Origin of the sequence: Pseudomonas marginalis, assembly GCF_008692035.1 — a bacterium.
Lineage (GTDB): Bacteria > Pseudomonadota > Gammaproteobacteria > Pseudomonadales > Pseudomonadaceae > Aquipseudomonas > Aquipseudomonas marginalis.
In genome coordinates this window covers 86,223-108,970 of record NZ_VTFG01000003.1, presented here as the reverse complement: position 1 = coordinate 108,970, position 22,748 = coordinate 86,223, and the positions used below count along the sequence as shown (strand labels likewise).

The 22,748-nt window shown below is 64.5% G+C and carries 22 protein-coding genes; 18 read left to right on the top strand and 4 right to left on the bottom strand.

Translation table 11 applies throughout. The features are described 5' to 3' along the window. Positions 1–12: 12 nt before the first annotated feature. The 5 genes from FX984_RS30580 to FX984_RS30560 all read left to right on the top strand — a co-directional run bounded on the left by FX984_RS30580 (position 13) and on the right by FX984_RS30560 (position 4,271). Entirely contained in the window at positions 13–846 is an 834-nt protein-coding gene (locus FX984_RS30580; RefSeq protein ID WP_027603603.1) for an alpha/beta fold hydrolase, read from the top strand. Then, positions 843–2,324, top strand: a complete 1,482-nt coding sequence (locus FX984_RS30575; RefSeq protein ID WP_146477607.1) for an aldehyde dehydrogenase — start codon at positions 843–845, stop codon at positions 2,322–2,324. Before FX984_RS30580 ends, FX984_RS30575 begins: the two co-directional genes overlap by 4 nt. A 12-nt stretch (positions 2,325–2,336) precedes the next feature. Further along, complete coding sequence (locus tag FX984_RS30570; protein WP_027603601.1) at positions 2,337–2,822, top strand: flavin reductase family protein; 486 nt, start codon at positions 2,337–2,339, stop codon at positions 2,820–2,822. A gap of 130 nt (positions 2,823–2,952) precedes the next feature. Then, positions 2,953–3,705: a GntR family transcriptional regulator gene (locus tag FX984_RS30565; RefSeq protein WP_027603600.1), complete on the top strand. Its 753-nt coding sequence runs from the start codon at positions 2,953–2,955 to the stop codon at positions 3,703–3,705. Positions 3,706–3,707: 2 nt separating this feature from the next. Then, positions 3,708–4,271 carry an NUDIX hydrolase gene (locus tag FX984_RS30560; protein ID WP_108574605.1) on the top strand — a complete coding sequence of 188 codons (564 nt, stop codon included), beginning with the start codon at positions 3,708–3,710 and terminating at the stop codon, positions 4,269–4,271. 139 nt (positions 4,272–4,410) lie between these two features. On the opposite strand, the gene FX984_RS30555 is transcribed toward FX984_RS30560, so the two are convergent. Next, a complete protein-coding gene (locus tag FX984_RS30555; RefSeq protein ID WP_027603598.1) occupies positions 4,411–4,704 on the bottom strand; it encodes a DUF1330 domain-containing protein in 294 nt (97 codons plus the stop codon). Positions 4,705–4,772: 68 nt separating this feature from the next. Here FX984_RS30555 and ribBA point away from each other — a divergent pair, with 68 nt between their 5' ends. From ribBA to FX984_RS30530, 5 genes are all read left to right on the top strand, one after another. Then, entirely contained in the window at positions 4,773–5,882 is a 1,110-nt protein-coding gene (gene ribBA, locus FX984_RS30550) for a bifunctional 3,4-dihydroxy-2-butanone-4-phosphate synthase/GTP cyclohydrolase II (RefSeq protein WP_027603597.1), read from the top strand. Positions 5,883–6,110: 228 nt separating this feature from the next. Continuing rightward, positions 6,111–7,136, top strand: coding sequence for an ABC transporter substrate-binding protein (locus FX984_RS30545; RefSeq protein ID WP_146477605.1), 1,026 nt, complete (start codon positions 6,111–6,113; stop codon positions 7,134–7,136). Further along, on the top strand, positions 7,133–8,050 hold the full coding sequence (locus FX984_RS30540; protein ID WP_146477603.1) for an ABC transporter permease: 918 nt from the start codon (positions 7,133–7,135) through the stop codon (positions 8,048–8,050). Before FX984_RS30545 ends, FX984_RS30540 begins: the two co-directional genes overlap by 4 nt. A gap of 6 nt (positions 8,051–8,056) precedes the next feature. Beyond that, positions 8,057–8,866, top strand: coding sequence for an ABC transporter permease (locus FX984_RS30535; protein WP_010567348.1), 810 nt, complete (start codon positions 8,057–8,059; stop codon positions 8,864–8,866). A 17-nt stretch (positions 8,867–8,883) separates the two neighbouring features. Next, on the top strand, positions 8,884–10,038 hold the full coding sequence (locus FX984_RS30530) for an ABC transporter ATP-binding protein (RefSeq protein WP_027603594.1): 1,155 nt from the start codon (positions 8,884–8,886) through the stop codon (positions 10,036–10,038). A gap of 115 nt (positions 10,039–10,153) precedes the next feature. Here FX984_RS30530 and FX984_RS30525 read toward each other — a convergent pair whose 3' ends face one another. Genes FX984_RS30525 through FX984_RS30515 form a run of 3 tightly spaced genes read right to left on the bottom strand, consistent with a single transcriptional unit; the run spans position 10,154 to position 12,569 of the window. Then, positions 10,154–10,894: a PAS domain-containing protein gene (locus FX984_RS30525; RefSeq protein ID WP_146477601.1), complete on the bottom strand. Its 741-nt coding sequence runs from the start codon at positions 10,892–10,894 to the stop codon at positions 10,154–10,156. Beyond that, a complete protein-coding gene (locus tag FX984_RS30520; protein ID WP_053139518.1) occupies positions 10,895–11,554 on the bottom strand; it encodes a response regulator in 660 nt (219 codons plus the stop codon). Further along, entirely contained in the window at positions 11,523–12,569 is a 1,047-nt protein-coding gene (locus FX984_RS30515) for an ATP-binding protein (RefSeq protein WP_146477629.1), read from the bottom strand. The genes FX984_RS30520 and FX984_RS30515 overlap by 32 nt, the downstream gene beginning before the upstream one ends. A gap of 249 nt (positions 12,570–12,818) precedes the next feature. Here FX984_RS30515 and FX984_RS30510 point away from each other — a divergent pair, with 249 nt between their 5' ends. The 8 genes from FX984_RS30510 to FX984_RS30475 all read left to right on the top strand — a co-directional run bounded on the left by FX984_RS30510 (position 12,819) and on the right by FX984_RS30475 (position 22,731). Continuing rightward, entirely contained in the window at positions 12,819–13,265 is a 447-nt protein-coding gene (locus FX984_RS30510; protein WP_146477599.1) for a dimethylamine monooxygenase subunit DmmA family protein, read from the top strand. Further along, positions 13,262–14,191 carry a PDR/VanB family oxidoreductase gene (locus FX984_RS30505; protein WP_146477597.1) on the top strand — a complete coding sequence of 310 codons (930 nt, stop codon included), beginning with the start codon at positions 13,262–13,264 and terminating at the stop codon, positions 14,189–14,191. The genes FX984_RS30510 and FX984_RS30505 overlap by 4 nt, the downstream gene beginning before the upstream one ends. A gap of 11 nt (positions 14,192–14,202) precedes the next feature. Next, positions 14,203–15,219: a heme-dependent oxidative N-demethylase family protein gene (locus FX984_RS30500; RefSeq protein ID WP_065939725.1), complete on the top strand. Its 1,017-nt coding sequence runs from the start codon at positions 14,203–14,205 to the stop codon at positions 15,217–15,219. A gap of 30 nt (positions 15,220–15,249) precedes the next feature. Next, a complete protein-coding gene (locus tag FX984_RS30495; protein WP_146477595.1) occupies positions 15,250–16,380 on the top strand; it encodes an aminomethyl transferase family protein in 1,131 nt (376 codons plus the stop codon). Positions 16,381–16,410: 30 nt separating this feature from the next. Then, on the top strand, positions 16,411–17,277 hold the full coding sequence (gene purU, locus FX984_RS30490) for a formyltetrahydrofolate deformylase (protein ID WP_027603587.1): 867 nt from the start codon (positions 16,411–16,413) through the stop codon (positions 17,275–17,277). A gap of 20 nt (positions 17,278–17,297) precedes the next feature. Then, positions 17,298–18,665 (top strand): trimethylamine monooxygenase, encoded by a 1,368-nt coding sequence (locus FX984_RS30485; protein ID WP_108574600.1) that lies wholly within the window; start codon positions 17,298–17,300, stop codon positions 18,663–18,665. Between the two features lie 2 nt (positions 18,666–18,667). Beyond that, positions 18,668–20,977 carry a trimethylamine N-oxide demethylase gene (locus FX984_RS30480; RefSeq protein ID WP_092359170.1) on the top strand — a complete coding sequence of 770 codons (2,310 nt, stop codon included), beginning with the start codon at positions 18,668–18,670 and terminating at the stop codon, positions 20,975–20,977. 74 nt (positions 20,978–21,051) lie between these two features. Then, positions 21,052–22,731 carry an APC family permease gene (locus FX984_RS30475; RefSeq protein WP_146477593.1) on the top strand — a complete coding sequence of 560 codons (1,680 nt, stop codon included), beginning with the start codon at positions 21,052–21,054 and terminating at the stop codon, positions 22,729–22,731. The last annotated feature ends 17 nt before the right edge of the window (positions 22,732–22,748 follow it).

The window sequence follows — 22,748 nt, the reverse complement described above, 5'->3', positions numbered from 1 at the left end:
CAGGAGCGCTCCATGATTCGGCTCACCGCTGAACGCACCCCGGCTGGCACCAGTTATCTGGCGACCGGCCAAGGCCAGCCTGTGGTTTTGATCCACGGCGTGGGCCTGAATAAAGAAATGTGGGGCGGGCAAGTCGTTGGCCTGGCCACGAATTACCGCGTGATCACCTATGACATGCTCGGTCATGGCGCCAGCCCGCGCCCGGCCGCCGGCACGCCGCTGCTGGGGTATGCCGACCAGTTGCTGGAGCTGCTCGACCACCTGCAATTGCCCCAGGCCACGGTGATCGGTTTTTCCATGGGCGGCCTGGTCGCCCGGGCGTTTGCCCTGCACTACCCCGAGCGTCTCACATCCCTGGTAGTGCTCAACAGTGTGTTCAATCGCAGCCCCGAACAGCGTGCCGGCGTGATCGCACGCACCGCCCAGGCCGCCGAACACGGCCCGGATGCGAATGCCGAAGCCGCGCTGTCGCGCTGGTTCAGCCGTGAATACCAGGCGGCCAACCCGGCGCAGATCGCCGCCCTGCGTGAAACCCTGGCGGGCAACGACCCCCAGGGCTACCTGACCACCTACGAACTGTTTGCGACCCAGGACATGTACCGCGCCGACGACCTCAAGGGCTTGCGCGTACCGACCCTGGTAGCCACCGGCGAACTCGACCCCGGTTCAACCCCGGAAATGGCCCGGCAACTGGCCGATCGTATTCCCGGCGCCACCGTTGCGGTGCTGGCCGAGCAACGGCATATGATGCCGGTAGAATCGCCACGCCTGGTCAACCAGCTGCTGCTGGGCTTCCTCGACACGGTGTACGCCCAAAACAATCCAATCAAGGGGATCGTTGCATGACACTCGCACGCTTCCAGATGTGCATCGGCGGTGAATGGGTCGATGCCCTGTCCGGCAAGACTTTCGACAGCCTCAACCCGGCCCTGGCCGAACCCTGGGCGCAACTGCCCGACGCCGATGAAGCCGATGTGGAGCGCGCCGTGCAGGCCGCCCAAAGCGCCTTCGACAGCCCGGCCTGGCGTGGCCTCACCGCCACCGCACGGGGCAAATTGCTGCGCCGCCTGGGTGACCTGATCGCCGAGAACAAGGAGCAACTGGCCCAGCTCGAAAGCCGCGACAACGGCAAGTTGATCCGCGAAACCCGTGGCCAGGTCAGCTACCTGCCGGAGTTTTTCCACTACACCGCCGGCCTGGCCGACAAGCTCGAAGGCGGCACCCTGCCGCTGGACAAGCCGGACCTGTTCGCCTACACCGTGCACGAAGCCATGGGCGTGGTCGCCGCGATCATTCCGTGGAACAGCCCGCTGTACCTGACCGCGATCAAACTCGCGCCGGCCCTGGCGGCGGGCAATACCATCGTGATCAAACCGTCGGAACACGCCTCGGCGACCATCCTCGAACTCGCGCGCCTGGCCCTCGAAGCCGGGATCCCAGCGGGCGTGGTCAACGTCGTCACCGGCTACGGCCCCAGCACCGGCGCCGCCCTCACCCGCCACCCACTGGTGCGCAAGATCGCCTTCACCGGCGGCGCGGCCACGGCCCGCCATGTGGTGCGCAGCAGCGCGGAGAACTTCGCCAAACTGTCCCTGGAGCTGGGCGGCAAGTCGCCGAATATCATCTTTGCCGACGCCGACCTCGACAGCGCCATCAACGGTGCGATTGCCGGGATCTATGCGGCGTCCGGGCAGAGCTGCGTGTCCGGCTCGCGCCTGCTGGTGCAGGATGAAATCTACGACGAATTCGTCGAGCGCCTGGTGGCTCGCGCCCAGCGCATCCGCATCGGCAACCCCCAGGACGACGCCAGCGAAATGGGCCCCATGGCCACCGCGCAGCAACTGGCCGTGGTCGAGGGCCTGGTGGCCGATGCCATCGCCGAAGGCGCGCGCCTGCGCACCGGCGGCAAACGCCCGCAGAACCTCGGTGAGGGCTGGTTCTATGAGCCGACCTTGTTCGAGTGCGACAGCAACTCGATGAAGATCATGCAGGAAGAAGTGTTCGGCCCAGTGGCCTCGGTCATCCGTTTCAAGGACGAAGCCGAAGCGCTGGCCATCGCCAACGACTCGCAGTTCGGCCTCGCCGCCGGCATCTGGACCCGCGATCTCGGCCGCGCCCACCGCCTGGCGCGGGACGTGCGCTCGGGGATCATCTGGGTCAACACCTACCGCGCCGTGTCGGCCATGGCGCCTATCGGCGGCTTCAAGAACAGCGGCTACGGACGTGAAAGCGGCATCGATTCGGTGCTCGCCTACACCGAGCTGAAGACGGTGTGGATCAACCTCTCCCAGGCGCCCATGCCTGATCCTTTCGTGATGCGCTAAGAGACCCCGACCATGATCGAACCCGGCATTTACAAAGACGTCATGAGCTCATTCCCTTCCGGGGTCACGGTGGTCACCACCCTCGACCCGGACGGCGGCATCGTCGGCATTACCGCCAGTGCGTTCAGCGCGCTGTCGATCGACCCGGCGCTGGTGCTGTTCTGCCCCAACTATGGGTCGGACACCTACCCGATCCTGCGCGACAGCAAGCGCTTCGCGATCCACTTGCTGTCCGCCGACCAGACCGCCGAGGCCTATGCTTTCGCCAGCAAAGGCAAGGAAAAGGCCAAGGGTATCGAGTGGCACCTGAGCGAGTTGGGCAACCCGCTGCTGGCCAAGGCCACGGCGATCATCGAGTGCGAACTGTGGCGCGAATACGACGGCGGCGATCACGCGATCATCGTCGGCGCGGTGAAGAACCTGATCCTGCCCAAGGAACCGGTCACGCCGATGATCTACCACAAGGGCAAGCTGGGCCCGCTGCCGGCCCTGGCCTGAGGCGCGCGGGGGCCGTGAGGGTTTGTCGCTTAAGGAACGCAGCATGATAAACTTGGGCACGATTTTCGGCCCTCAATCGGCCCCGGCCGGCCGAGGCCTCCAGTTAACCGCCAAATTCAGAGCAGACCCCATGAAACGCGCGCCCCTCGACGACAGCTTCAAGGTCAATCACAACCCGGTCACCCTGCGCGAAATCGTGCTGGAAAAACTGCGCAGCGCCATCATGAACTTCCAACTGCTGCCCGGTGACCGCCTGGTGGAGCGCGACCTGTGCGACCGCCTCGGCGTCAGCCGCACCTCGGTACGCGAAGCCTTGCGTCACCTGGAGTCCGAAGGCCTGGTGGAATTCGCCGATGCCAAGGGCCCGCAGGTGGCGATCATCACCCTGGCCGACGCCGTCGACATCTATGAACTGCGCTGCGTGCTCGAAGGCTTGATCGTGCAATTGTTCACCCTGCGCGCCAAGGCCAAGGACATCAAGGCCCTGGAAAAAGCCCTGGAAGAAAACCGCAAGGCCCTCAAGGACGGTGAGCTGCAACAGGTCATCGACTCGGTCCAGGGCTTCTACGACGTGCTGCTCGAAGGTTCGGGCAACCATGTGGCGGCCACCCAGTTGCGCCAGCTGCAAGCGCGCATCAGCTACCTGCGCGCCACCTCGGTGTCCCAGGAAAACCGTCGCGGCACCAGTAACCAGGAAATGGAACGCATGGTCCAGGCGATCAAGAGCGGCGACCCGCTGGCGGCCCACCAGGCCTGCGTCGATCACGTGCGTGCGGCGGCCGCCGTGGCCCTGGACTACCTCAAGCGCAAACAGGAAGAAACCGGCAAGATTCCGGAAATCACCCTGCCCATCGCGCTGAAAGAACCGCGCATAGGTCACTGACCTTGGCCAGCCCCAGCTTTTGCCCGACATGCGGCGGCAGTGACCTCGGTCACCAGCTGCCACCGGGCGATACCCATGAGCGCCTGATGTGCCGGGGCTGCGGCTATATCCACTACATCAATCCCAAGATCATCGCCGGCTGCATCATCGAGCAGGACGGCAAATACCTGCTGTGCCAACGGGCGATCCCGCCCCGCCCGGGCACCTGGACCTTGCCTGCCGGCTTTATGGAAGGTGGCGAAACCACCGAGCAGGCGGCGTTGCGTGAAGTCTGGGAAGAAAGCGGCGTACGCGCCGAGATCGTATCGCCCTACTCGATCTTCAGCGTGCCGAAAATCAGCGAGGTGTACATCATCTTCCGCGCCATCGCGCTGGAGATCACCGGCCAGTTCGGCCCGGAAACCCTCGACTACAAGTTCTTCGCGCCCGAGGAGATTCCCTGGGAGAGCATCTACTACCCGGCGATCCGGCAGATTCTCGAACGGTATATCGAGGAACGCCAGGCTGGGGTGTATGGCATTTACATCGGCAATGATGACAGCGGCAAGATTCATTTCATCCGCTGACCGCACGGCCAAACACGGATCAACATGTGGGAGGGGGCTTGCTCCCGATAGCGGTGTATCAGTCAGCATCCTTGTAGCTGACAGACCTCTATCGGGAGCAAGCCCCCTCCCACATTTGGCCCATGTTCGGCCTGATGACCTAGGGCGCCAGCCCTTCCACGATGATGATCTGCGCCAGCCCCACCCCTTCACGGTGCGCCTTCGCCTCCTGATATTCAGCGGACTCATAACACGCCACCGCCTGCTCATAGCTCTCAAACTCAATCACCACATTACGCTGACGTGCCGGCCCGCCTTCCATTGCCTCGCTGCGCCCGCCCCTGGCCAGGAACCGTCCGCCAAACTTTGCAAACGCCGCCGGCGCGCGCTGGGTGTACTGCGTGTATTGCTCGGCATCGGACACATCCACATGGGCAATCCAGTAGGCCTTCATCGTGACATCCTCTTGTTGAGTTTTGTGGTATACCATAATACATACAACCAACAAATCGAGCACTCTCCATGTCCTTCAACAGCATCGCAGACATCATCGAAGACTACCGCCAAGGCAAGATGGTGCTCCTGGTGGACGACGAAGACCGGGAAAACGAAGGCGACCTGTTGCTGCCTGCGGCCTGCTGCACCGCCGAGACTATCAGTTTCATGGCCCGCGAAGCCCGTGGCCTGATCTGCCTGACCCTTACCGACGAACACTGCCAGCGCCTTGGCCTGGAACAGATGGTGCCGAGCAACGGCAGCGTGTTCAGCACCGCGTTTACCGTGTCCATCGAAGCCGCCAGCGGCGTGACCACCGGCATCTCCGCCGCCGACCGCGCACGCACCGTGGCAGCGGCCGTCGACAGCAATGCCGGGCCGGCCGACATCGTGCAGCCGGGGCATATCTTCCCGTTGCGCGCCAAGGACGGCGGCGTGTTGACCCGCGCCGGCCACACCGAAGCCGGCTGCGACCTGGCGCGCCTGGCCGGGCACACCCCCGCATCGGTGATCGTCGAAGTGATGAACGATGACGGCACCATGGCCCGCCGCCCCGACCTGGAAATCTTCGCGCGCAAGCACGGCATCAAGATCGGCACCATCGCCGACCTGATCCACTACCGCCTCAGCACCGAACGCACCGTGGTGCGCATCGGTGAACGCGACCTGCCCACGGTGCACGGCACGTTCCGCCTGATCACCTTTGAAGACCGCATCGACGGCGGCGTGCACATGGCAATGGTGATGGGCCAGTTGCGCCGCGATACCCCGGCGCTGGTGCGCGTGCATGTGATCGACCCGCTGCGCGACCTGGTCGGTGCCGACTACAGCGGCCCGTCCAACTGGACGCTGTGGGCGGCCTTGCAACGTGTCGCCGCTGAAGGCAGCGGCGTGGTGGTGGTGCTGGCCAACCATGAGTCGTCCCAGGCGCTGCTGGAACGCGTGCCGCAACTGACCCAGGCACCGCGCCAGTTCAACCGCTCGCAGTCGCGCATCTATTCCGAAGTGGGCACCGGGGCGCAGATCTTGCAGGACCTCGGCGTCGGCAAGCTGCGTCACCTCGGCCCGCCCCTCAAATACGCCGGGCTGACCGGCTACGACCTGGAGGTGGTCGAGAGCATTCCCTTCACCGAATGACGGATAACCGGTAAGGCAAAATGCTTGCACAAAGTTTGGAATACCATAATATGATATTCCATAGACCGAACGCTTCCGCCAAGTGCGCCCGCCAGGGAGAGCACCAATAACAGCCCTTGGCACGGTCGCCTTTCGGGGTCTCGATTAGAGGCCCCCGATGGACCTACTGCTCCCGATAGGCGGGCATTACCAAGCCCGCTCAATAACAAAACAAATGAGGGCGTGAAAATGGTGTTGAACAAACGTGCAACCGCGGTGCTGTTCGCGGGTTTATTGGCCACGGCCACTCACGCGGCCATGGCGGCCGAAAGCGTCAACTTCGTGAGCTGGGGCGGTAGCACCCAGGATGCGCAGAAGCAGGCCTGGGCCGACCCGTTCAGCAAGGCCAGCGGCATTACCGTGGTCCAGGATGGCCCCACCGACTACGGCAAACTCAAGGCCATGGTCGAAAGCGGCAACGTGCAGTGGGACGTGGTGGATGTCGAGGCCGACTTCGCCTTGCGCGCCGCCGCCGAAGGCCTGCTCGAACCCCTCGACTTCTCGGTGATCCAGCGCGACAAGATCGACACGCGCTTCGTCTCCGACCATGGCGTGGGCTCGTTCTTCTTCTCTTTCGTGCTCGGATACAACGAAGGCAAGCTCGGCGCCGGCAAGCCCCAGGACTGGACCGCGCTGTTCGACACCAAGACCTACCCCGGCAAACGCGCCCTCTACAAATGGCCAAGCCCCGGCGTGCTCGAACTGGCGCTGCTGGCCGACGGCGTCCCGGCCGACAAGCTCTACCCCCTGGACCTGGACCGCGCCTTCAAGAAACTCGACACCATCAAGAAAGACATCGTCTGGTGGGGCGGCGGTGCGCAGTCACAACAGTTGCTGGCGTCCGGCGAAGTCAGCATGGGCCAGTTCTGGAACGGTCGCATCCACGCCCTGCAGGAAGACGGCGCGCCCGTGGGCGTGAGCTGGAAGCAGAACCTGGTCATGGCTGACATCCTCGTCGTGCCTAAAGGTTCGAAAAACAAAGCGGCTGCGATGAAGTTCCTGGCCAACGCCAGCAGCGCCAAGGGTCAGGCGGATTTCTCCAACCTGACCGCCTATGCACCGGTGAACATCGACAGCGTGCAGCGCCTGGATTCGGTGCTCGCGCCGAACCTGCCGACCGCCTACGTCAAGGACCAGATCACCCTCGATTTCGCCTACTGGGCCAAGAACGGTCCGGCCATTGCGACACGGTGGAATGAATGGCTAGTCAAATGAAAATGACGGCAACCACACCGACCGGGAGCGCCCTCGGCGCTGCCGGCGCGGTTTCGCCCAAGGCCGGGGCGCCCTCCCTGGCGCAGCGTTGGCGGGGGTCGAGCAACCTGATCCCGGCCCTGCTGTTCCTCGGCCTGTTCTTCCTGGCGCCGCTGATCGGCCTGTTGCTGCGCGGCGTACTGGAACCCACGCCGGGCCTGGGCAACTACGAACAGCTGTTCGCCAACTCGGCCTATGCACGGGTGCTGCTCAACACCTTTTCGGTGGCGGGCCTGGTGACCCTGTTCAGCCTGCTGCTGGGCTTTCCGCTGGCCTGGGCGATCACCCTGGTGCCGCGCGGCTGGGGGCGCTGGATCCTGAATATTGTGCTGCTGTCGATGTGGACCAGCCTGCTCGCCCGCACTTACTCGTGGCTGGTCTTGCTGCAGGCCTCCGGGGTGATCAACAAGGCGCTGATGGCCATGGGCATCATCGATGTGCCCCTGGAGATGGTGCATAACCTCACCGGCGTGGTGATCGGCATGAGCTACATCATGATCCCGTTCATCGTGCTGCCATTGCAGGCGACCATGCAGGCCATCGACCCGATGATCCTGCAGGCCGGCTCGATCTGCGGCGCGAGCCCGTGGACCAACTTCTTGCGCGTGTTCCTGCCGCTGTGCCGGCCGGGGTTGTTCTCCGGCGGCCTGATGGTGTTCGTGATGTCCCTCGGTTACTACGTCACCCCGGCGCTGCTCGGCGGTGCGCAGAACATGATGCTGCCCGAGTTCATCATCCAGCAGGTGCAATCGTTCCTCAATTGGGGCCTGGCCAGTGCCGGCGCCGCGTTGCTGATCTTCATCACCCTGGTGCTGTTCTACTTCTACCTGAAGCTTCAGCCGGAATCCCCGGTTGGCGCCAGCAACGCGAGGTAAGCCGTCATGCTCCTGACTCCCAATGCCATGAGCCGCAGGATGCGCTTGGGCCTCTACACCACCACCGGGTTGATCGGCCTGTTCCTGCTGCTGCCGATCGTGTTTATCGTGCTGCTGTCGTTCGGCTCGTCGCAATGGCTGGTGTTCCCGCCGCCGGGCTGGACGCTGAAATGGTACGGCCAGTTCTTCTCCAACGCCGACTGGATGAACGCGGCCATGGCCAGCCTCAAGGTGGCCGTGCTGACCACCGTATTCGCCGTCGCCCTCGGCCTGCCCACCGCCTTTGCCCTGGTACGCGGGCGCTTCCCCGGCCGTGAATTGCTCTACGGCCTGTTCACCCTGCCAATGATCGTGCCGCTGGTGATCATCGCCGTGGCGGTGTACGCGCTGTTCCTGAAGCTGGGCTACACCGGCACGATGTTCGCCTTTGTGGTCAGCCATGTGATCGTGGCGCTGCCGTTCACCATCATCTCGATCATCAACTCGCTGAAACTGTTCGACCAGTCGATCGAAGACGCGGCGGTGATCTGCGGCGCCTCGCGGTTGCAGGCAGTGTTCAAGGTGACCTTTCCGGCGATTCGTCCGGGGATGGTCGCCGGTGCGCTGTTCGCCTTCCTGGTCTCATGGGACGAAGTGGTGCTCAGCGTGATGATGGCCAGCCCGACCCTGCAAACCCTTCCCGTAAAAATGTGGACCACCCTGCGCCAGGACCTGACGCCTGTGATCGCCGTCGCGTCGACGCTGCTGATCGGCCTCTCGGTGCTGGTCATGGTGATTGCCGCCGCCGTTCGCCGGCGTACCGAAACCCGCGCTTGAGCGCCGAGGAGAAGAACATGAGTGCAGTGATCAACGATGTCGCGCAGAGCCATGGCCAACCCCTGGTCAGCCTGCGCAACCTAAACAAGCACTACGGCGAATTCGCTGCCGTGGACAACATCTCGCTGGACATCCGGGACGGCGAATTCCTCACCTTCCTCGGCTCCAGCGGCTCGGGCAAAAGCACCACGCTGTCGATGCTTGCCGGCTTCGAAACCCCAAGCAGCGGCGAGATCCTGGTCAGCGGCCAATCGCTGGTCAACGTACCGCCGCACAAGCGCGACATCGGCATGGTGTTCCAGCGTTACTCACTGTTCCCGCATTTGTCGGTGCGCGACAACATCGCCTTCCCCCTGGCGATTCGCAAACTGGCCAGCGCCGAACGCGACAAGCGCGTCGACGCCATGCTCAAGCTGGTGCAGTTGGAACAGTTCGCCCATCGCCGCCCTTCGCAATTGTCCGGCGGCCAACAGCAACGGGTCGCCATCGCCCGCGCGCTGGTGTACGAACCACGCATCCTGCTGATGGACGAACCCCTCGGCGCCCTCGACAAGAAGTTGCGCGAAGACCTGCAGGACGAACTACGTCAACTGCACCGGCGCCTGGGCATCACCATCGTCTACGTGACCCACGACCAGGAAGAAGCCATGCGCCTGTCCCAGCGCATCGCGATTTTCAGCCACGGCAAGATAGTCGGCCTGGGCAGCGGCTTCGACCTGTACCAGAACCCGCCGAACGCGTTCGTAGCGTCGTTCCTCGGCAACTCCAACTTCCTCAAGCTCAAGGCCCAGGGCAATGCCGTGGCGGCGTTCGAAGGCCAATCCGTGTCGATCCGCCTGACCAGCGGGTTGCACACCGAGCAGGAGGTGCTGCTGATGGTACGCCCGGAAAAAGCCCTGGCGCTGAGTGTCGAACAGGCCGCAGAGCAATCGTTGGCAGCGGGCTGGAATGAAGTGTCGGCGATTGTGGGTGAGGTGCTGTTCCTCGGCGAGAGCCAGACCTGCACAGTGAAAACCCTCGGCGGCACATCGATGACGGTCAAGGCGCTGTCCGCTGCGGGCATGCCCCTCAAGGCCGGCGACCCGGTGCGTGTGCGCTGGGCGACGGCGGATGCGTGCGTGTATACGCAGTGGGCGGAGAGTGATCTGAACAAGGCCGCAGGCGCGCATTGAATCCCATGTGGGAGGGGGCTTGCCCCCGATAGCGTTGTGTCAGTTAAAGATGCATTCACTGACACGCCCTCATCGGGGGCAAGCCCCCCTCCCACATTTGAAGCGCGTTTATCCGTCAACTCTTGCGCTCGAAAATCGCCCCCTCGATCCCCAACACCTCACGGGTATCCGCATAAATCCCCACGCCCTTCTCCCACACGTGCTTGATCGAGCGGTCGGCGCAGCGAATCCGGTAATTGAGCTCGAACGGCTCCTGCCGTGACAACGCATATTGCACCTCGCGCCACACATAATCGGCGTCCTGCGCCAGGATCAGGCTGTTGTAGGTGAACTCATGGTTGTCCACCAGTCGCTCAGCGGGGTAACCGGTCAACTCCAGGCAGCCGGCGCTGACGAATTCCATGGTCCAGTCGCGGTTGTTGCGGCCGCGATAGATCAGGCCCGGCATGCTGTCGAGCAAGCTCATGCTGCTGCGCTGGCTGGCCTGCCAGGCGATTTCGCGGCGCTTGTGGGCAGTAACGTCCCCGGCCACCAGGTAGAAGCCTTGGGGGCCGCGCTTGAGGCTGATCTCGAACCAGCGCAGTTCGCCACTGGGGTGCACAAAGCGCAGGCGCTGGTTGAATGAGGTGTCGGGGCGGCGACGCAGTTCATTCAGGGCCTGGCGCCATAGCGGGCGGTCTTCCTGGTGCACGTAGTCCATCAGGTTGCGCTCCGCGCCCGGCGCGCCCATCAACTCGGCCCAGGCCAGGTTGAAGTGGGCGATCTGGCCGTTGTCGCGCAGTTGCAATAAGGCGGCGGGAAAGCAATCCATCAGGGCAATCGGCGGGGGCGCAAACGCTTCGGGGCTGTCCCTCATCTAGTGGCGCTCCTCGTGTTTCATCAAGGCACCGCTGTGCACCCAGGCCGCCAGCTCCAGGCGCGAATGCAGGCCGAGCTTCTGCAACAGGCTGCGCACGTAGATTTTCACCGTGCCGTCGCTGATCCCCAGTTCCCTGCCGATCTGTTTGTTGCTCATGCCGGCGGCGATCAGCGCCAGGGTCTGGCCTTCGCGCTCGGTAAGGTTTTCGCTGCCCGCAGCCTCACACGCTTGCGTGGGCTCGGCCTGGTCGGCGAGCAAGGCAATCAGGCTCGAGTCCAGTACGATCGCGCCCTTGTGGCAGTTGCGCATATACGCCAGCAACGCATCCGGCTCGGTTTCCTTGAGCACATAACCGCTGGCGCCCAGGCGCAAGGCCGTGAGCAACTCGGCGCGGTCCATGGAGGCGGTGAGCACCACCACCTGGCAATCCAGATGCAACTGGCGCAGTTCATCCAGCACCTGCAAACCGCTGAGGCCAGGCATGTGCAAATCCAGCAGCACCTGTTGCGGCGTCAGGCTCACGGCCAGGTTGATGCCCTCGCGGCCGCTGGCCGCCTGCCCCACCACTTCGAAGTCGCCGCTGGCATCGAACAACTGCGCCAGGCCCTTGCGAAACAACGGGTGATCATCGATCAGTAATAAGGTCGTGCAGCCCATCGAGACTCCCCTGTGGCAGATCGTGGTGGCGGCGCAGGCCAAGGTGCACGCGCACCCCGTGCGGGCGGATCGCTTCTATGCTCAGCCGCGCGCCGATGCTGGCGGCGCGCTCGCGGATAATCGCCAGGCCGAAATGGTTGTGCTCGTCGCAGGCCGGGATCAAGCCGATGCCATCGTCTTCCACCGACACCGAGGCGTCGCCGTCCTGGGTCTGGCGCAGTTCGATGCGCACGTGGCGCGCGTGGGAATGCCGCACCGCATTGGCCAGGGCCTCGCGAATGATCTGCAGGATCTGCAATTCGGTTTCCGGGCTCAGGGCGTCGTCGGCCAGGCGGTTGTCGAGTTCGAAGACGATGATGCAGCGCCGCGAGAACTCCGCGACCGAATCGGCCAGGGCCTGGCGCAGCGAGCGCCCGTCCATGGTCAGGCGCGCACTGGTGATCAGCTCGCGCACCTGGCGTTGCAGTTGGCTCAGGCCGGTGCACAGGTCCTGCAGTGCCGGCTCGCCCAGTTGCGACTGCAAGCCATGGGCCTGGAACGACAGGTAACCCAACTGCTGCGCCACCGAATCGTGCAGTTCACGGGCCAGGGCACCGTGGCGGGAGGTCGCCTGTTTGCGCTGCTGTTCACGGGTTTGACTGCGCAGGCGCACGCTCACACCTACCGCCTGCGCCGCCTCTTCCAGTAGCTGGCGCCAACTGCCACCGGCGCGCCGGGGAGTGTCGAGCAGCAATGCGCCCTTTTCACCCTCGGGCAAGGCGCATACCAGACGGTGCACGCCCCGTTGCCGGCAGGGTCCGCAGGCTTGGGGGGCGTCCGTCACGCTGGCGTCGCGCCAGGGGCAATGCGCGACCGCCTGGCAGCCGTCGACCCACCCTCGTCGCGTCGGGCCCAGGTCTTCGCCGCCGAGGATCAGGTTGAGCCTGGCAGGCGGCAGCAGTGCGTCGAAACGGTCCAGGAAACCCGACAAGGCACCGTCAGCGTGCAGGGGCAACCCGGCCAATAACCTGCGCACGCTGCGCGCCTGTTCGGGGCGCACAGGCCCCAACCAGAGCGGCCAGCCTTTTGGTCGTGTCAGCACTCTTCGATAACTCCCCGTCCGGTTGCGCTGCGTGGTCGAAAGGCCCAGCAACTTCCATGCCCCGAATGGCCGGCGCGCAAGGCTTATCTCCAAAGGCATAGCCCTTTTTCCAGATTGAGAAGATTTTCCCCATAGGAAAGTATCTCTCCCAACAGGAAACAAAACCCAGCGTGGAGAGCCCCCATGACCCACACCCGCAGCCGCCCTATCGTGGTGATGCAATCAGCCGCCGCCAGCGCAGGGTTCATCAGCGAACTGCACATGCCCGTGCTGTTGAACGGCGAACACCCCGAGTTTGCGCGACGCCTGCAACAGGCGCTGGCCAGCGCCACCGTGGGCTGCCGGCTCTACCTGCTGGGCGACGAAGCCTTTATCTGGCGTGTGCACGGCGAGGCCCGCGCCGCTGGCCTGGAAGACGACGAGATCGACATGACCTGCACCACACCCGGCCTGCGCCAGGTGTATTGCGCACACTGCGGCCTGACCCAGGCGGCCGGGCCGGAGCCGCTGTTGAACTGCATCGGCTGCCACGTCGGGCTGGAGGTCCGCACGCATTTTTCCCGGCGCCTGGGGGCGTATCTCGGCGTGTGCATCAACCCCGACCAGCCCTACGCGGGGTTCCAGCCATGAGCGCGGCCCTCAACGTCCAGGTCAGCGCCGCACGCATGCTCACGCCGGTGGTGCGCGAATTCACCCTGACGCCCGCCACGGGCAGCCTGCCCGGCTTCTCGCCCGGCAGCCATGTGCAGGTGCACCTGCCGCTGGCCGAAGGCACGGTGCGCAACGCCTATTCACTCACCAGCGACCCGGCGCAGCCCCAGTACTACCGCATCGCCGTGCGCCTGCAAGACGCCTCGCGCGGTGGCTCGCGGTACCTGCACAGGCAGGTGCAGGTCGGCGACACCCTGCAGATTTCACCACCGGCCAATCTGTTCGCACCCCATGGCACCGCGCGCCTGCATATCCTCATCGCCGCCGGGATCGGGATCACGCCGTTCATGACTTATATCGCCGCGATGGAACAACAGCAGGCCGACTTCGAACTGCATTACCTGTTCCGCCGAGGCCTCAGCGACGCCTATCTCGACGAGCTGCAACAGCGTCTCGGCCCGCGCCTGCACACCTACGACCGGCGCCCGGACCTTAACCCAATCCTCGGCAACCGGCCGCTGGGCAGCCACGTCTACACCTGCGGTCCGCAGCCCTTGCTCGAGGCGGTTGAGCAACACGCTGCACGCCTCGGCTGGCCGCTCAAGCGCGTGCATTCGGAAGCCTTCAAGGGCGCACAACCCGGCCAGCCATTCGACCTGCAGCTGCTGCGCAGCGGCCGACGCCTGCGGGTCGAGGCCGAGCAAAGCCTGCTCGAAGCCCTGGAACACGCCGGACTACAGGTGCCCAACCTGTGCCGTGGCGGAGTCTGCGGCCAGTGCATCACGCGCCACCAGGGCGGCGCCATCGAACACCGCGACAGCTTCCTCAGCCCGGCCGAGCAGGCCGACTTTCTGATGCCCTGCGTCTCGCGCGGCAGCGGCCCCTGCGTTTCGCTGGACCTATAGGAGTGAGTGCCATGCCCCTGCAAACGAGCCCCGTGCTGAGCTATCGCGACGATTTCAGCTTTCGCAACAGCCCGGCCGCGATCCGGCGTTTCCCCTTTCCCTTTATCGAGGACAGCTACCTGTACTCGGTGAACATCGAACCGGCCATCTCCCGCGACCCCGGCTCGATCTATGAGCACGCCTTCGACATCGACGAGCACTACCGCTCGGAAATGGCCGAGCGCGCCCTGGTGCTGGACAAGGACCCACGCCGCTACCTGGTGATGCCCCACATGCAAGTGGCGGCCTGGGATGCGCTGCAGATGATCATGGAACACTTGGCCGCCGACTACCCGCAGGCGTTCAGCCTGACGCAAAACGGCGAGCGCTGGCAGTGGCGCAACCACCTGCTGGACATCGACCAGGCCTTCATCTTCGGCGATGCCAGCAGCCTGCCCTGCGCGCCGCTGGAGTACATCGGCCGCCAGGTGCAGGGGGATTTCGCCCTGCTCGACCAGCGCGACGGCGACCTGTACATGGACGCCGGCCTGGTCACCAGCCCGGCCGACTGGTCGCTGGCGTTCGACGCCGGCATGAGTTTCAAGCAATGGCACGCACCGGTGCCCATGGCCCATCAGATGGGCGTGTTCGAACGGGCGCTGAAGTACCTGCTCAACCTGCAGGTCGGCCAGCCGGTACGGCGCTTGAACTGGACCCTGACCATCAACCCGCGCCTGGATTCGTCGCCGGAAACCTTCCATGAATGGGGCGCCGATCGCGGCCGGATCACCGCGCAGAACGTCGGCCAGCAGGTGCACCTGCGGGTCGAGCTGCAAGTGATGGCGCGCCTGCCGCGCAGCCACGCGGTGATGTTCAGCATCCGCACCTACCTGATCAGCCTGGACGAGCTGGTCACACAACCCGGCTGGGGCTGTCGCCTGCACCGCGTGCTGCGCGACCTGCCCGACCCCATCGCCGACTACAAGGGCATGACCCGCTACCGCCATACGCTGGTCGAGTGGCTGAGCCAGTTCGACCCACAGGCCTGACGCCCCTTCTTCTACGACAAGGAACCTCACATGACCCACTCATGGCGTATTTCTGCATTGGCCGACCGGCACCGCGCCCTCGGCTCCCACCTCGAAGACTGGAACGGCATGGGCACTGCCTGGACCTACAGCAGTGACCTCGCCGACCACCACCAGGCGATCCGCACCCGCGCCGGCCTGATGGACGTATCCGGCCTGAAAAAAGTCCATTACGTGGGGCCCCACGCCGAGAGCCTGTTGCAGTGGGCCACCACCCGCGACATCGCCAAGCTCTACCCCGGCAAATCGGTGTATGCCTCGATGCTCGATGAGGACGGCAAGTTCGTCGATGACTGCATCGTCTACCGCACCGGCCCCAACGCGTTCATGGTGGTGCATGGCGCCGGCACCGGGCATGAAATGCTCGTGCGCTCGGCCCAGGGCCGGCAAGTGGCGGTGCTGTTCGATGACGACCTGCACGACCTGTCGCTGCAAGGTCCGCTGGCGGTGGATTTCCTCGCCGAACACGTGCCCGGCATCCGCCAGCTGGCGTACTTCCACCACCTGCAAACCCGCCTGTTCGACCGCCCGGTGATGATCTCGCGCACCGGCTACACCGGCGAACGTGGCTATGAGATTTTCTGCAAGGCCGCCGATGCGCCGTTCCTGTGGGACAGCATCCTCGAACAAGGCGCGAGCCAGGGGATCATCCCCTGCGCCTTCACTGCCCTGGACTGGTTGCGGGTGGAAAGCTCGCTGATGTTTTTCCCCTACGACAACTCGCAGATGTACCCCTTCGCCGACCAGAAGGCCGGCGACACCCTCTGGGAAATGGGCCTGGACTTCACTGTTTCACCTGGCAAGAACGCCTTCCGTGGCGCCGAAGAACACCTGCGCCTGCGCGGCCAGGAGCGCTTCAAGATCACCGGCGTGCTGCTTGAGGGCGTCCGCGCCGCCGAGGCCGGCGACACCGTGTGGCAGGGCAACCAGCAAGTCGGCGTGATCACCTGCGGCATGTATTCGCGCCTGAGCAAACGCTCGATGGCCATCGCGCGCATGAGCGTCGCCTGTTCCGAACCCGGTATTGCCTTGCAGGTTCGCGGCAGCCTCGAGGCCAGCGCCAGCACCCACGCCCTGCCCTTCGACGACCCGCAGAAAACCAAGCGCACGGCCAAGGGCTGAGCCTTCCTTCACTGAACTCAGGAGCTTTCGATGGACGCCTCCCGCGAACATTACATCCTCAAGATCACCTGCCCGGCGGCGTCCGGGATTGTCGCCGCGATCAGCGCGTGCCTGGCCCAACAGCAGTGCTACATCAGCGAGCTGGCGCAGTTCGACGATGAGTTCACCGGGCAGTTTTTCATGCGCGCGGTGTTCCGTTTCAACACCGGCGTGAGCGGCGACGTCGGCGCCCTGCGCAAAGGCCTCGGCGACCTGGCCGGTGGCTTCGACATGCACTGGCAGTTGTTCAGCTCGCGCCAACCGACCCGCGTACTGCTGATGGTCAGCAAGTTCGACCACTGCCTCACCGACCTGCTCTACCGCCACCGCAAGGGCGAGATGGACATGCACATCACCGCCGTGGTCTCCAACCACCTGGACCTGCGGGCGATGGCCGAACGCGAAGGCATCCGCTTCATCTACCTGCCGATCACCCAGGACACCAAGGCCGGCCAGGAAGCCGAGCTGATGCGCATCGTCGAAGACACCCAGACCGACCTGGTGGTGCTCGCGCGCTACATGCAGATCCTGTCCGACGGCCTGTGCCAGCAACTCTCGGGCCGGGCGATCAATATCCACCACTCGTTCCTCCCAGGGTTCAAGGGCGCCAAGCCCTACCACCAGGCCTATGACCGTGGCGTCAAGCTGATCGGCGCCACCGCCCACTACGTCACCAGCGACCTGGATGAGGGCCCGATCATCGAGCAGGAAATCCAGCGCGTCGATCATACCCACCTGCCCGACTCGCTGGTCGCCATCGGCCGCGACACCGAAACCGTGGCCCTTTCCAAAGCCCTGAAATACCACCTGGAACACCGGGTGTTCATCAACCAGGACAAGACAGTGATCTTTCGCTGAAACCTTCAGGAGGCACGCTCATGACCCTACGTGTTGCAATCATCGGCGCCGGCCCATGCGGCCTGGCGCAACTTCGCGCGTTCCAGTCGGCCCGTGACAAAGGCGCCGCCATCCCTGAGCTGGTGTGCTTTGAAAAACAGCAGGACTGGGGCGGCATGTGGAACTACACCTGGCGCACCGGCCTCGACGAGAACGGCGAGCCGGTGCACGGCAGCATGTACCGCTACCTGTGGTCCAACGGCCCCAAGGAATGCCTGGAGTTCGCCGACTACACCTTCGAAGAGCATTTCGGCCGACCCATCGGTTCCTACCCGCCGCGTGAAGTGCTGTGGGACTACATCAAGGGCCGCGTGGAAAAGGCCGGCGTGCGCGACTACATCCGCTTCAACAATGTGGTGCGCCAAGTCACCTTCGACGAACAGAGCCAGCGCTTCACCCTCTACGCCCACGACTACACCAGCGACACCTTGACCTGCGAAACATTCGACTACGTGATCAACGCCTGCGGCCACTTCTCCACGCCCAAGGTGCCGTACTTCCAAGGCTTCGAACAGTTCGCCGGGCGCATCCTGCATGCCCACGATTTCCGCGAGGCGCTGGAGTTCAAGGACAAGGACCTGCTGATCGTCGGCAGCAGCTATTCGGCCGAGGACATCGGCTCGCAATGCTACAAATACGGCGCGCGCAGCATCACCAGTTGCTACCGCAGCGCGCCCATGGGCTATGCCTGGCCGGATAACTGGGAAGAAAAACCGCTGCTCCAGCGCCTGGAAAACAACCGCGCGTACTTTGTCGATGGCAGCAGCAAGCACATCGACGCGGTGATCCTGTGCACCGGCTACAAGCACCACTTCCCGTTCCTGCCCGATGCACTGAGCCTCAAGACCGACAACCGCCTGTGGCCGATGAACCTCTACAAGGGCGTGTTCTGGGAACCCAACCCCCGCCTGGTCTACCTCGGCATGCAGGACCAGTGGTACTCCTTCAACATGTTCGACGCCCAGGCCTGGTATGCCCGCGACGTGATCCTCGGGCGCATTCAGTTGCCCGGCCACGCCGACATGGTCGCCGACAGCCAAGCGTGGCACGCACGGGAACAGGCCCTGGAAACCAACCAGCAGATGTTCGAGTACCAGGGCGCCTATATCCAGCAACTGGTGGACGCCACCGACTACCCGAATTTCGACATCGCCGCCGTCAACGAAACCTTCCTGCACTGGAAGCACGACAAGGCGGAAAACATCATGGGCTATCGCGACAAGTCCTATCGCTCGCTGATGACCGGCACCCAGTCGCCGCCGCACCACACGCCGTGGTTGCAGGCCCTGGATGACTCGATGGCGGCGTACCTGGGCGAGCCCGCGACACCCATCAAGTCGGTCGGCTGATGATGAATGCACCGCGTGTTTCCCATCCCCGCGAACCCGGGCTGTTTGCCCGCGCGCCGAACCTGGAACGCTACCGCGTGGCCGCCGGCGGCGTGACCCTGGTCGACTTGCAGCCCGGCGACGGCCTGCAAGTGATCGACGTCGAAGGCCGGCAAACCTGCGCACTGCTGGCCCTCGACACCGGTGGCCGCAGCGCCCTGGCGAGCTGGGGCCTGAGCGGGTCAACGGCGTGCAGCGTGCCTGGGCGTATCGGCCAGGCGCTCCAGCGGCGCGGCATCGATGCACAGGCCTTGCCGCTGGCGGCCTCGCTGTGGGACGCCGACAGCCCGCCCGGCCACAGCCGACAGTTTGTCGCCGAGGACGCGCTGCTGGTGATCGTCGCCGCACCCGCCGAGGCCACCGCCGTCGACCGACAATACCGGCCCAGCGAGCTGCGTCTGATAGTGACGCGGGCCAATCCGTCGCCGCTGCTGCTGCCGGCTCTGCCCGAGCCGTTGGGCGAAGTACTCGACGAATTCACCCTGCGCGCGGGCACCGCCCACGGCTACACCGTCGCCAAAGGGCAGTACATCCAGGTGCTGGACGTCGCGGGCCGCCAGTGTTCGGACTTCGTCGCCCTCGACCGGCGCGCCCTGGATCGCGGCGTCGAGCTGGACCTGGACCAGACCGTCACGCGCACCCTGAACGGCAGCGCCTACCCGGCACCGGGGCTGTTCTCGAAGTTTTTCGACCGCCATATGCAACCGATGCTGGAGGTGGTGCAAGACACCGTCGGGCGCCACGATTCATTCGCCCTGGCCTGCGCGGCGCGCTACTACGAAACCCATGGCTATTTCGGGCACGACAACTGCAGCGACAACCTCAGCCGCGTCCTCGCCCCCCATGGCGTGCAGGCGCGCAACGGCTGGCCGGCGATCAATTTCTTCTTCAACACCGGTATCGATGCGCACCAGCAGATGACCCTGGATGAACCCTGGTCACGGCCCGGCGATTACGTGCTGCTGCGGGCCATGACCGACCTGCTGTGTGGCAGTACCTCGTGCCCGGATGACATTGACCCGGCCAATGGCTGGAACCCGACCGACATCCATGTCCGCATCTACAGCGAGAAGGAGCGTTTTTCCATCGCCATGAGCACTCGAACCACGGCGGATGCCGACCCGATCCTCACCCGTGAGTCCGCGTTTCATTCACGTACCCGCGCCCTCACCGGCAGCTTCACCGACTACCGCAATTGGTGGCTGCCGCTGCGCTACGACGGTTACGGCGTCACCGAGGAATACCTCGGTTGCCGCGAACGGGTGGCGGTGATGGACCTGACCGCCCTGCGCAAATTCGAAATCATCGGCCCCGACGCCGAAGCCCTGTTGCAGTACTGCCTGACCCGCGACATACGGCGCCTGGCGGTGGGCCAGGTGGTGTATTCGGCGATGTGCCACGCCCACGGCGGCATGCTCGACGACGGTACCCTGCTGCGCCTGGGCCCGGACAACTTCCGCTGGATCTGCGGCGAAGACTACGCCGGCGTGTGGTTGCGCGAGCAGGCACAGAAACTGGGCATGAAGGTGTGGGTCAAGTCCGCCAGCGAGCAGATTCACAACCTGGCGGTGCAGGGGCCGCTGAGTCGCGAGCTGCTCAAGCAGATGGTCTGGACCCCGCCCACGCAACCAAGCGTGGAGACCCTCGGCTGGTTTCGCTTCCTGGTGGGTCGGCTGGACGGTTTCGACGGCTGCCCGTTGATGATTTCGCGCACCGGCTACACCGGCGAACTGGGCTTTGAGGTGTGGTGCCAGCCCGAAGACGCCGAACGGGTCTGGGACCGCATCTGGCAACTCGGCCAACCCTTGGGCCTGGTGCCCCTGGGCCTGGAAGCCCTGGACCTGCTGCGCATCGAAGCCGGGCTGATTTTCGCCGGCTACGAGTTCAGCGATCAGACCGATCCGTTCGAGGCCGGTATCGGTTTCAGCGTGCCGCTCAAGAGCAAGACCGACGACTTTATCGGGCGTGACGCCCTGCTGCGGCGCAGTGCCCATCCCAGCCACAAGCTCGTTGGCCTGCACCTGAGCGGCAACGAGGCCGCCCACCATGGCGACCCGGTGTACCAGGGCCGGGCCCAGGTCGGGGTGATCACCAGTGCCTGCCGGTCACCGCTACTGGCCAGCAATATCGCACTGTGCCGGGTCGACGTGAGCTGCGCCGAGCCCGGCACTGAACTTGAGATTGGCAAAGTCGATGGCCTGCAGAAGCGCATCAGCGCCACGGTCAGCGCAGCGATTTTCTACGACCCGGACAAAAGCCGGGTGCGTAGCTGATCGTCCCGAAACGTGTGTGCCACCCCATTTTGACTGCCCCAACCTAACCGCTATTCAGACATGGGAATACGAAGATGGAAGCGACGACGTTCGAGGCTGTACCGCAGGCTGCCGGCTCGGTGGGCAGCCTGCACCGCAAGATCGACTGGCGCGGGGCCTTCTGGGTCGCCAGTGGCGTGCCCGCGCTGGTGTTGTTCTCCATCGGTGCGATTGCCGCCACGGTGGGCAAACCGGCATGGATCGTGTGGATCGTGTCGATCCTGTTCGGGTTTATCCAGGCCTTCACCTATGCCGAGATCGCCGGGCTGTTCCCGCACAAATCCGGCGGCGCCTCGGTGTACGGCGCGGTGGCCTGGGTGCGCTACAGCAAGCTGATCGCACCGGTGTCGGTGTGGTGCAACTGGCTGGCCTGGTCGCCGGTGCTGTCCATCGGTTCGGGGCTGGCGGCGGGGTATATCCTCACGGCGCTGTTTCCCGCCGATGCGTTGATCAACACCTGGCAACTGACCCTGCTGGACCTGGGCTGGGTCAAGAGCGGCCTGTCGTTGCGCATCAACGCGACGTTCGCCATTGGTTTGTTGATTTTGCTCACGGTGTTTGCCGTGCAGCACGGCGGCATCCTGCGGTCGGCGCGCCTGACCCTGGTGCTCGGCGTCACCTCGTTGATTCCGCTGCTGCTGGTGGGCGTGGTGCCGTTGTTCACTGGGGATGCGACCCAGGCCAACTTCCTGCCGCTGTACCCCCTGGCCCATGACGCGGCCGGTCAAGTCATCGATGGGCCGTGGGATATGTCCGGCTGGTCACTGATGGCCGGTGGGCTGTTCATGGCGGCGTGGTCCACCTATGGCTTTGAAACGGCGGTGTGCTACACCCGTGAGTTCAAGGACCCCAAGCGTGACACCTTCAAGGCAATCTTCTACGCCGGCCTGCTGTGCATCCTGGTGTTCACCCTGGTGCCGCTGGCATTTCAAGGCAGCCTCGGGCTGGGCCAACTGGTGACGCCGGCGGTGCTCGACGCCAGTGGCGCAATCGTGACGCCCGCGGTGTACAGCGGCCTGCTCTCGCCCGCGATCTACAGCGGCATGGGCGTTGGCCAGGTGTTGGCCGACAGCATCGGCGGCGGCAAGGTGGTGGCCAATATCGTATTGATCATGCTGGTGCTGGCGACGTTGCTGGCGATCATGACCTCGATGTCCGGTTCGTCGCGCACCCTGTACCAGGCCTCGGTGGATGGCTGGCTGCCCAAGTACCTGGGGCGCACCAACGAACATGGCGCGCCGACAGCTGCGATGTGGACCGACCTGTCGTTCAACCTGCTGCTGTTGCTGATGTCGGACTACGTGTTCGTACTTGCGGCGTCCAACGTCAGCTATATCATCTTCAACTTCCTCAACCTCAATGCCGGCTGGATCCACCGCCTGGACCGCCCCGACTGGGTGCGTCCGTACAAAGCCCCCACCGTGCTGCTGGCGGCCGGCGGCGTGCTGAGCTTCGTCAACCTGGCCTGCATGGGCCTGGGCGCGGACATCTGGGGCGCAGGCACGCTGGTCACCGGCCTGCTGTTGGCGCTGCTGATCCTGCCGGTGTTCTGCTACCGCCACTATGTGCAGGACAAGGGCCACTTCCCCGCCGCCATGCTCACCGACCTGTATATCCAGGCCGATGACGGCCAGCGCCGCGCCGGCTGGCTGCCCTATGCCACGCTGGTCGCCGGTGTGCTGGTGGTGTATGCCTGCCATCAACTGGTAGCCTGAGCCTTCCGGCCTGCCTA

What these genes read in the sequence shown, in the direction of transcription:
- FX984_RS30575 (WP_146477607.1), top strand. Translation starts at nt 843, where the DNA reads ATGACACTCGCACGCTTCCAGATGTGCATCGGCGGTGAATGGGTCGAT.
- purU (WP_027603587.1), top strand. Translation starts at nt 16,411, where the DNA reads ATGGACGCCTCCCGCGAACATTACATCCTCAAGATCACCTGCCCGGCG.
- FX984_RS30580 (WP_027603603.1), top strand. Translation starts at nt 13, where the DNA reads ATGATTCGGCTCACCGCTGAACGCACCCCGGCTGGCACCAGTTATCTG.
- FX984_RS30510 (WP_146477599.1), top strand. Translation starts at nt 12,819, where the DNA reads ATGACCCACACCCGCAGCCGCCCTATCGTGGTGATGCAATCAGCCGCC.
- FX984_RS30570 (WP_027603601.1), top strand. Translation starts at nt 2,337, where the DNA reads ATGATCGAACCCGGCATTTACAAAGACGTCATGAGCTCATTCCCTTCC.
- ribBA (WP_027603597.1), top strand. Translation starts at nt 4,773, where the DNA reads ATGTCCTTCAACAGCATCGCAGACATCATCGAAGACTACCGCCAAGGC.
- FX984_RS30525 (WP_146477601.1), bottom strand. Translation starts at nt 10,894, where the DNA reads ATGAGGGACAGCCCCGAAGCGTTTGCGCCCCCGCCGATTGCCCTGATG.
- FX984_RS30500 (WP_065939725.1), top strand. Translation starts at nt 14,203, where the DNA reads ATGCCCCTGCAAACGAGCCCCGTGCTGAGCTATCGCGACGATTTCAGC.
- FX984_RS30495 (WP_146477595.1), top strand. Translation starts at nt 15,250, where the DNA reads ATGACCCACTCATGGCGTATTTCTGCATTGGCCGACCGGCACCGCGCC.
- FX984_RS30535 (WP_010567348.1), top strand. Translation starts at nt 8,057, where the DNA reads ATGCTCCTGACTCCCAATGCCATGAGCCGCAGGATGCGCTTGGGCCTC.
- FX984_RS30565 (WP_027603600.1), top strand. Translation starts at nt 2,953, where the DNA reads ATGAAACGCGCGCCCCTCGACGACAGCTTCAAGGTCAATCACAACCCG.
- FX984_RS30555 (WP_027603598.1), bottom strand. Translation starts at nt 4,704, where the DNA reads ATGAAGGCCTACTGGATTGCCCATGTGGATGTGTCCGATGCCGAGCAA.
- FX984_RS30475 (WP_146477593.1), top strand. Translation starts at nt 21,052, where the DNA reads ATGGAAGCGACGACGTTCGAGGCTGTACCGCAGGCTGCCGGCTCGGTG.
- FX984_RS30480 (WP_092359170.1), top strand. Translation starts at nt 18,668, where the DNA reads ATGAATGCACCGCGTGTTTCCCATCCCCGCGAACCCGGGCTGTTTGCC.
- FX984_RS30545 (WP_146477605.1), top strand. Translation starts at nt 6,111, where the DNA reads ATGGTGTTGAACAAACGTGCAACCGCGGTGCTGTTCGCGGGTTTATTG.
- FX984_RS30540 (WP_146477603.1), top strand. Translation starts at nt 7,133, where the DNA reads ATGAAAATGACGGCAACCACACCGACCGGGAGCGCCCTCGGCGCTGCC.
- FX984_RS30530 (WP_027603594.1), top strand. Translation starts at nt 8,884, where the DNA reads ATGAGTGCAGTGATCAACGATGTCGCGCAGAGCCATGGCCAACCCCTG.
- FX984_RS30505 (WP_146477597.1), top strand. Translation starts at nt 13,262, where the DNA reads ATGAGCGCGGCCCTCAACGTCCAGGTCAGCGCCGCACGCATGCTCACG.
- FX984_RS30485 (WP_108574600.1), top strand. Translation starts at nt 17,298, where the DNA reads ATGACCCTACGTGTTGCAATCATCGGCGCCGGCCCATGCGGCCTGGCG.
- FX984_RS30520 (WP_053139518.1), bottom strand. Translation starts at nt 11,554, where the DNA reads ATGGGCTGCACGACCTTATTACTGATCGATGATCACCCGTTGTTTCGC.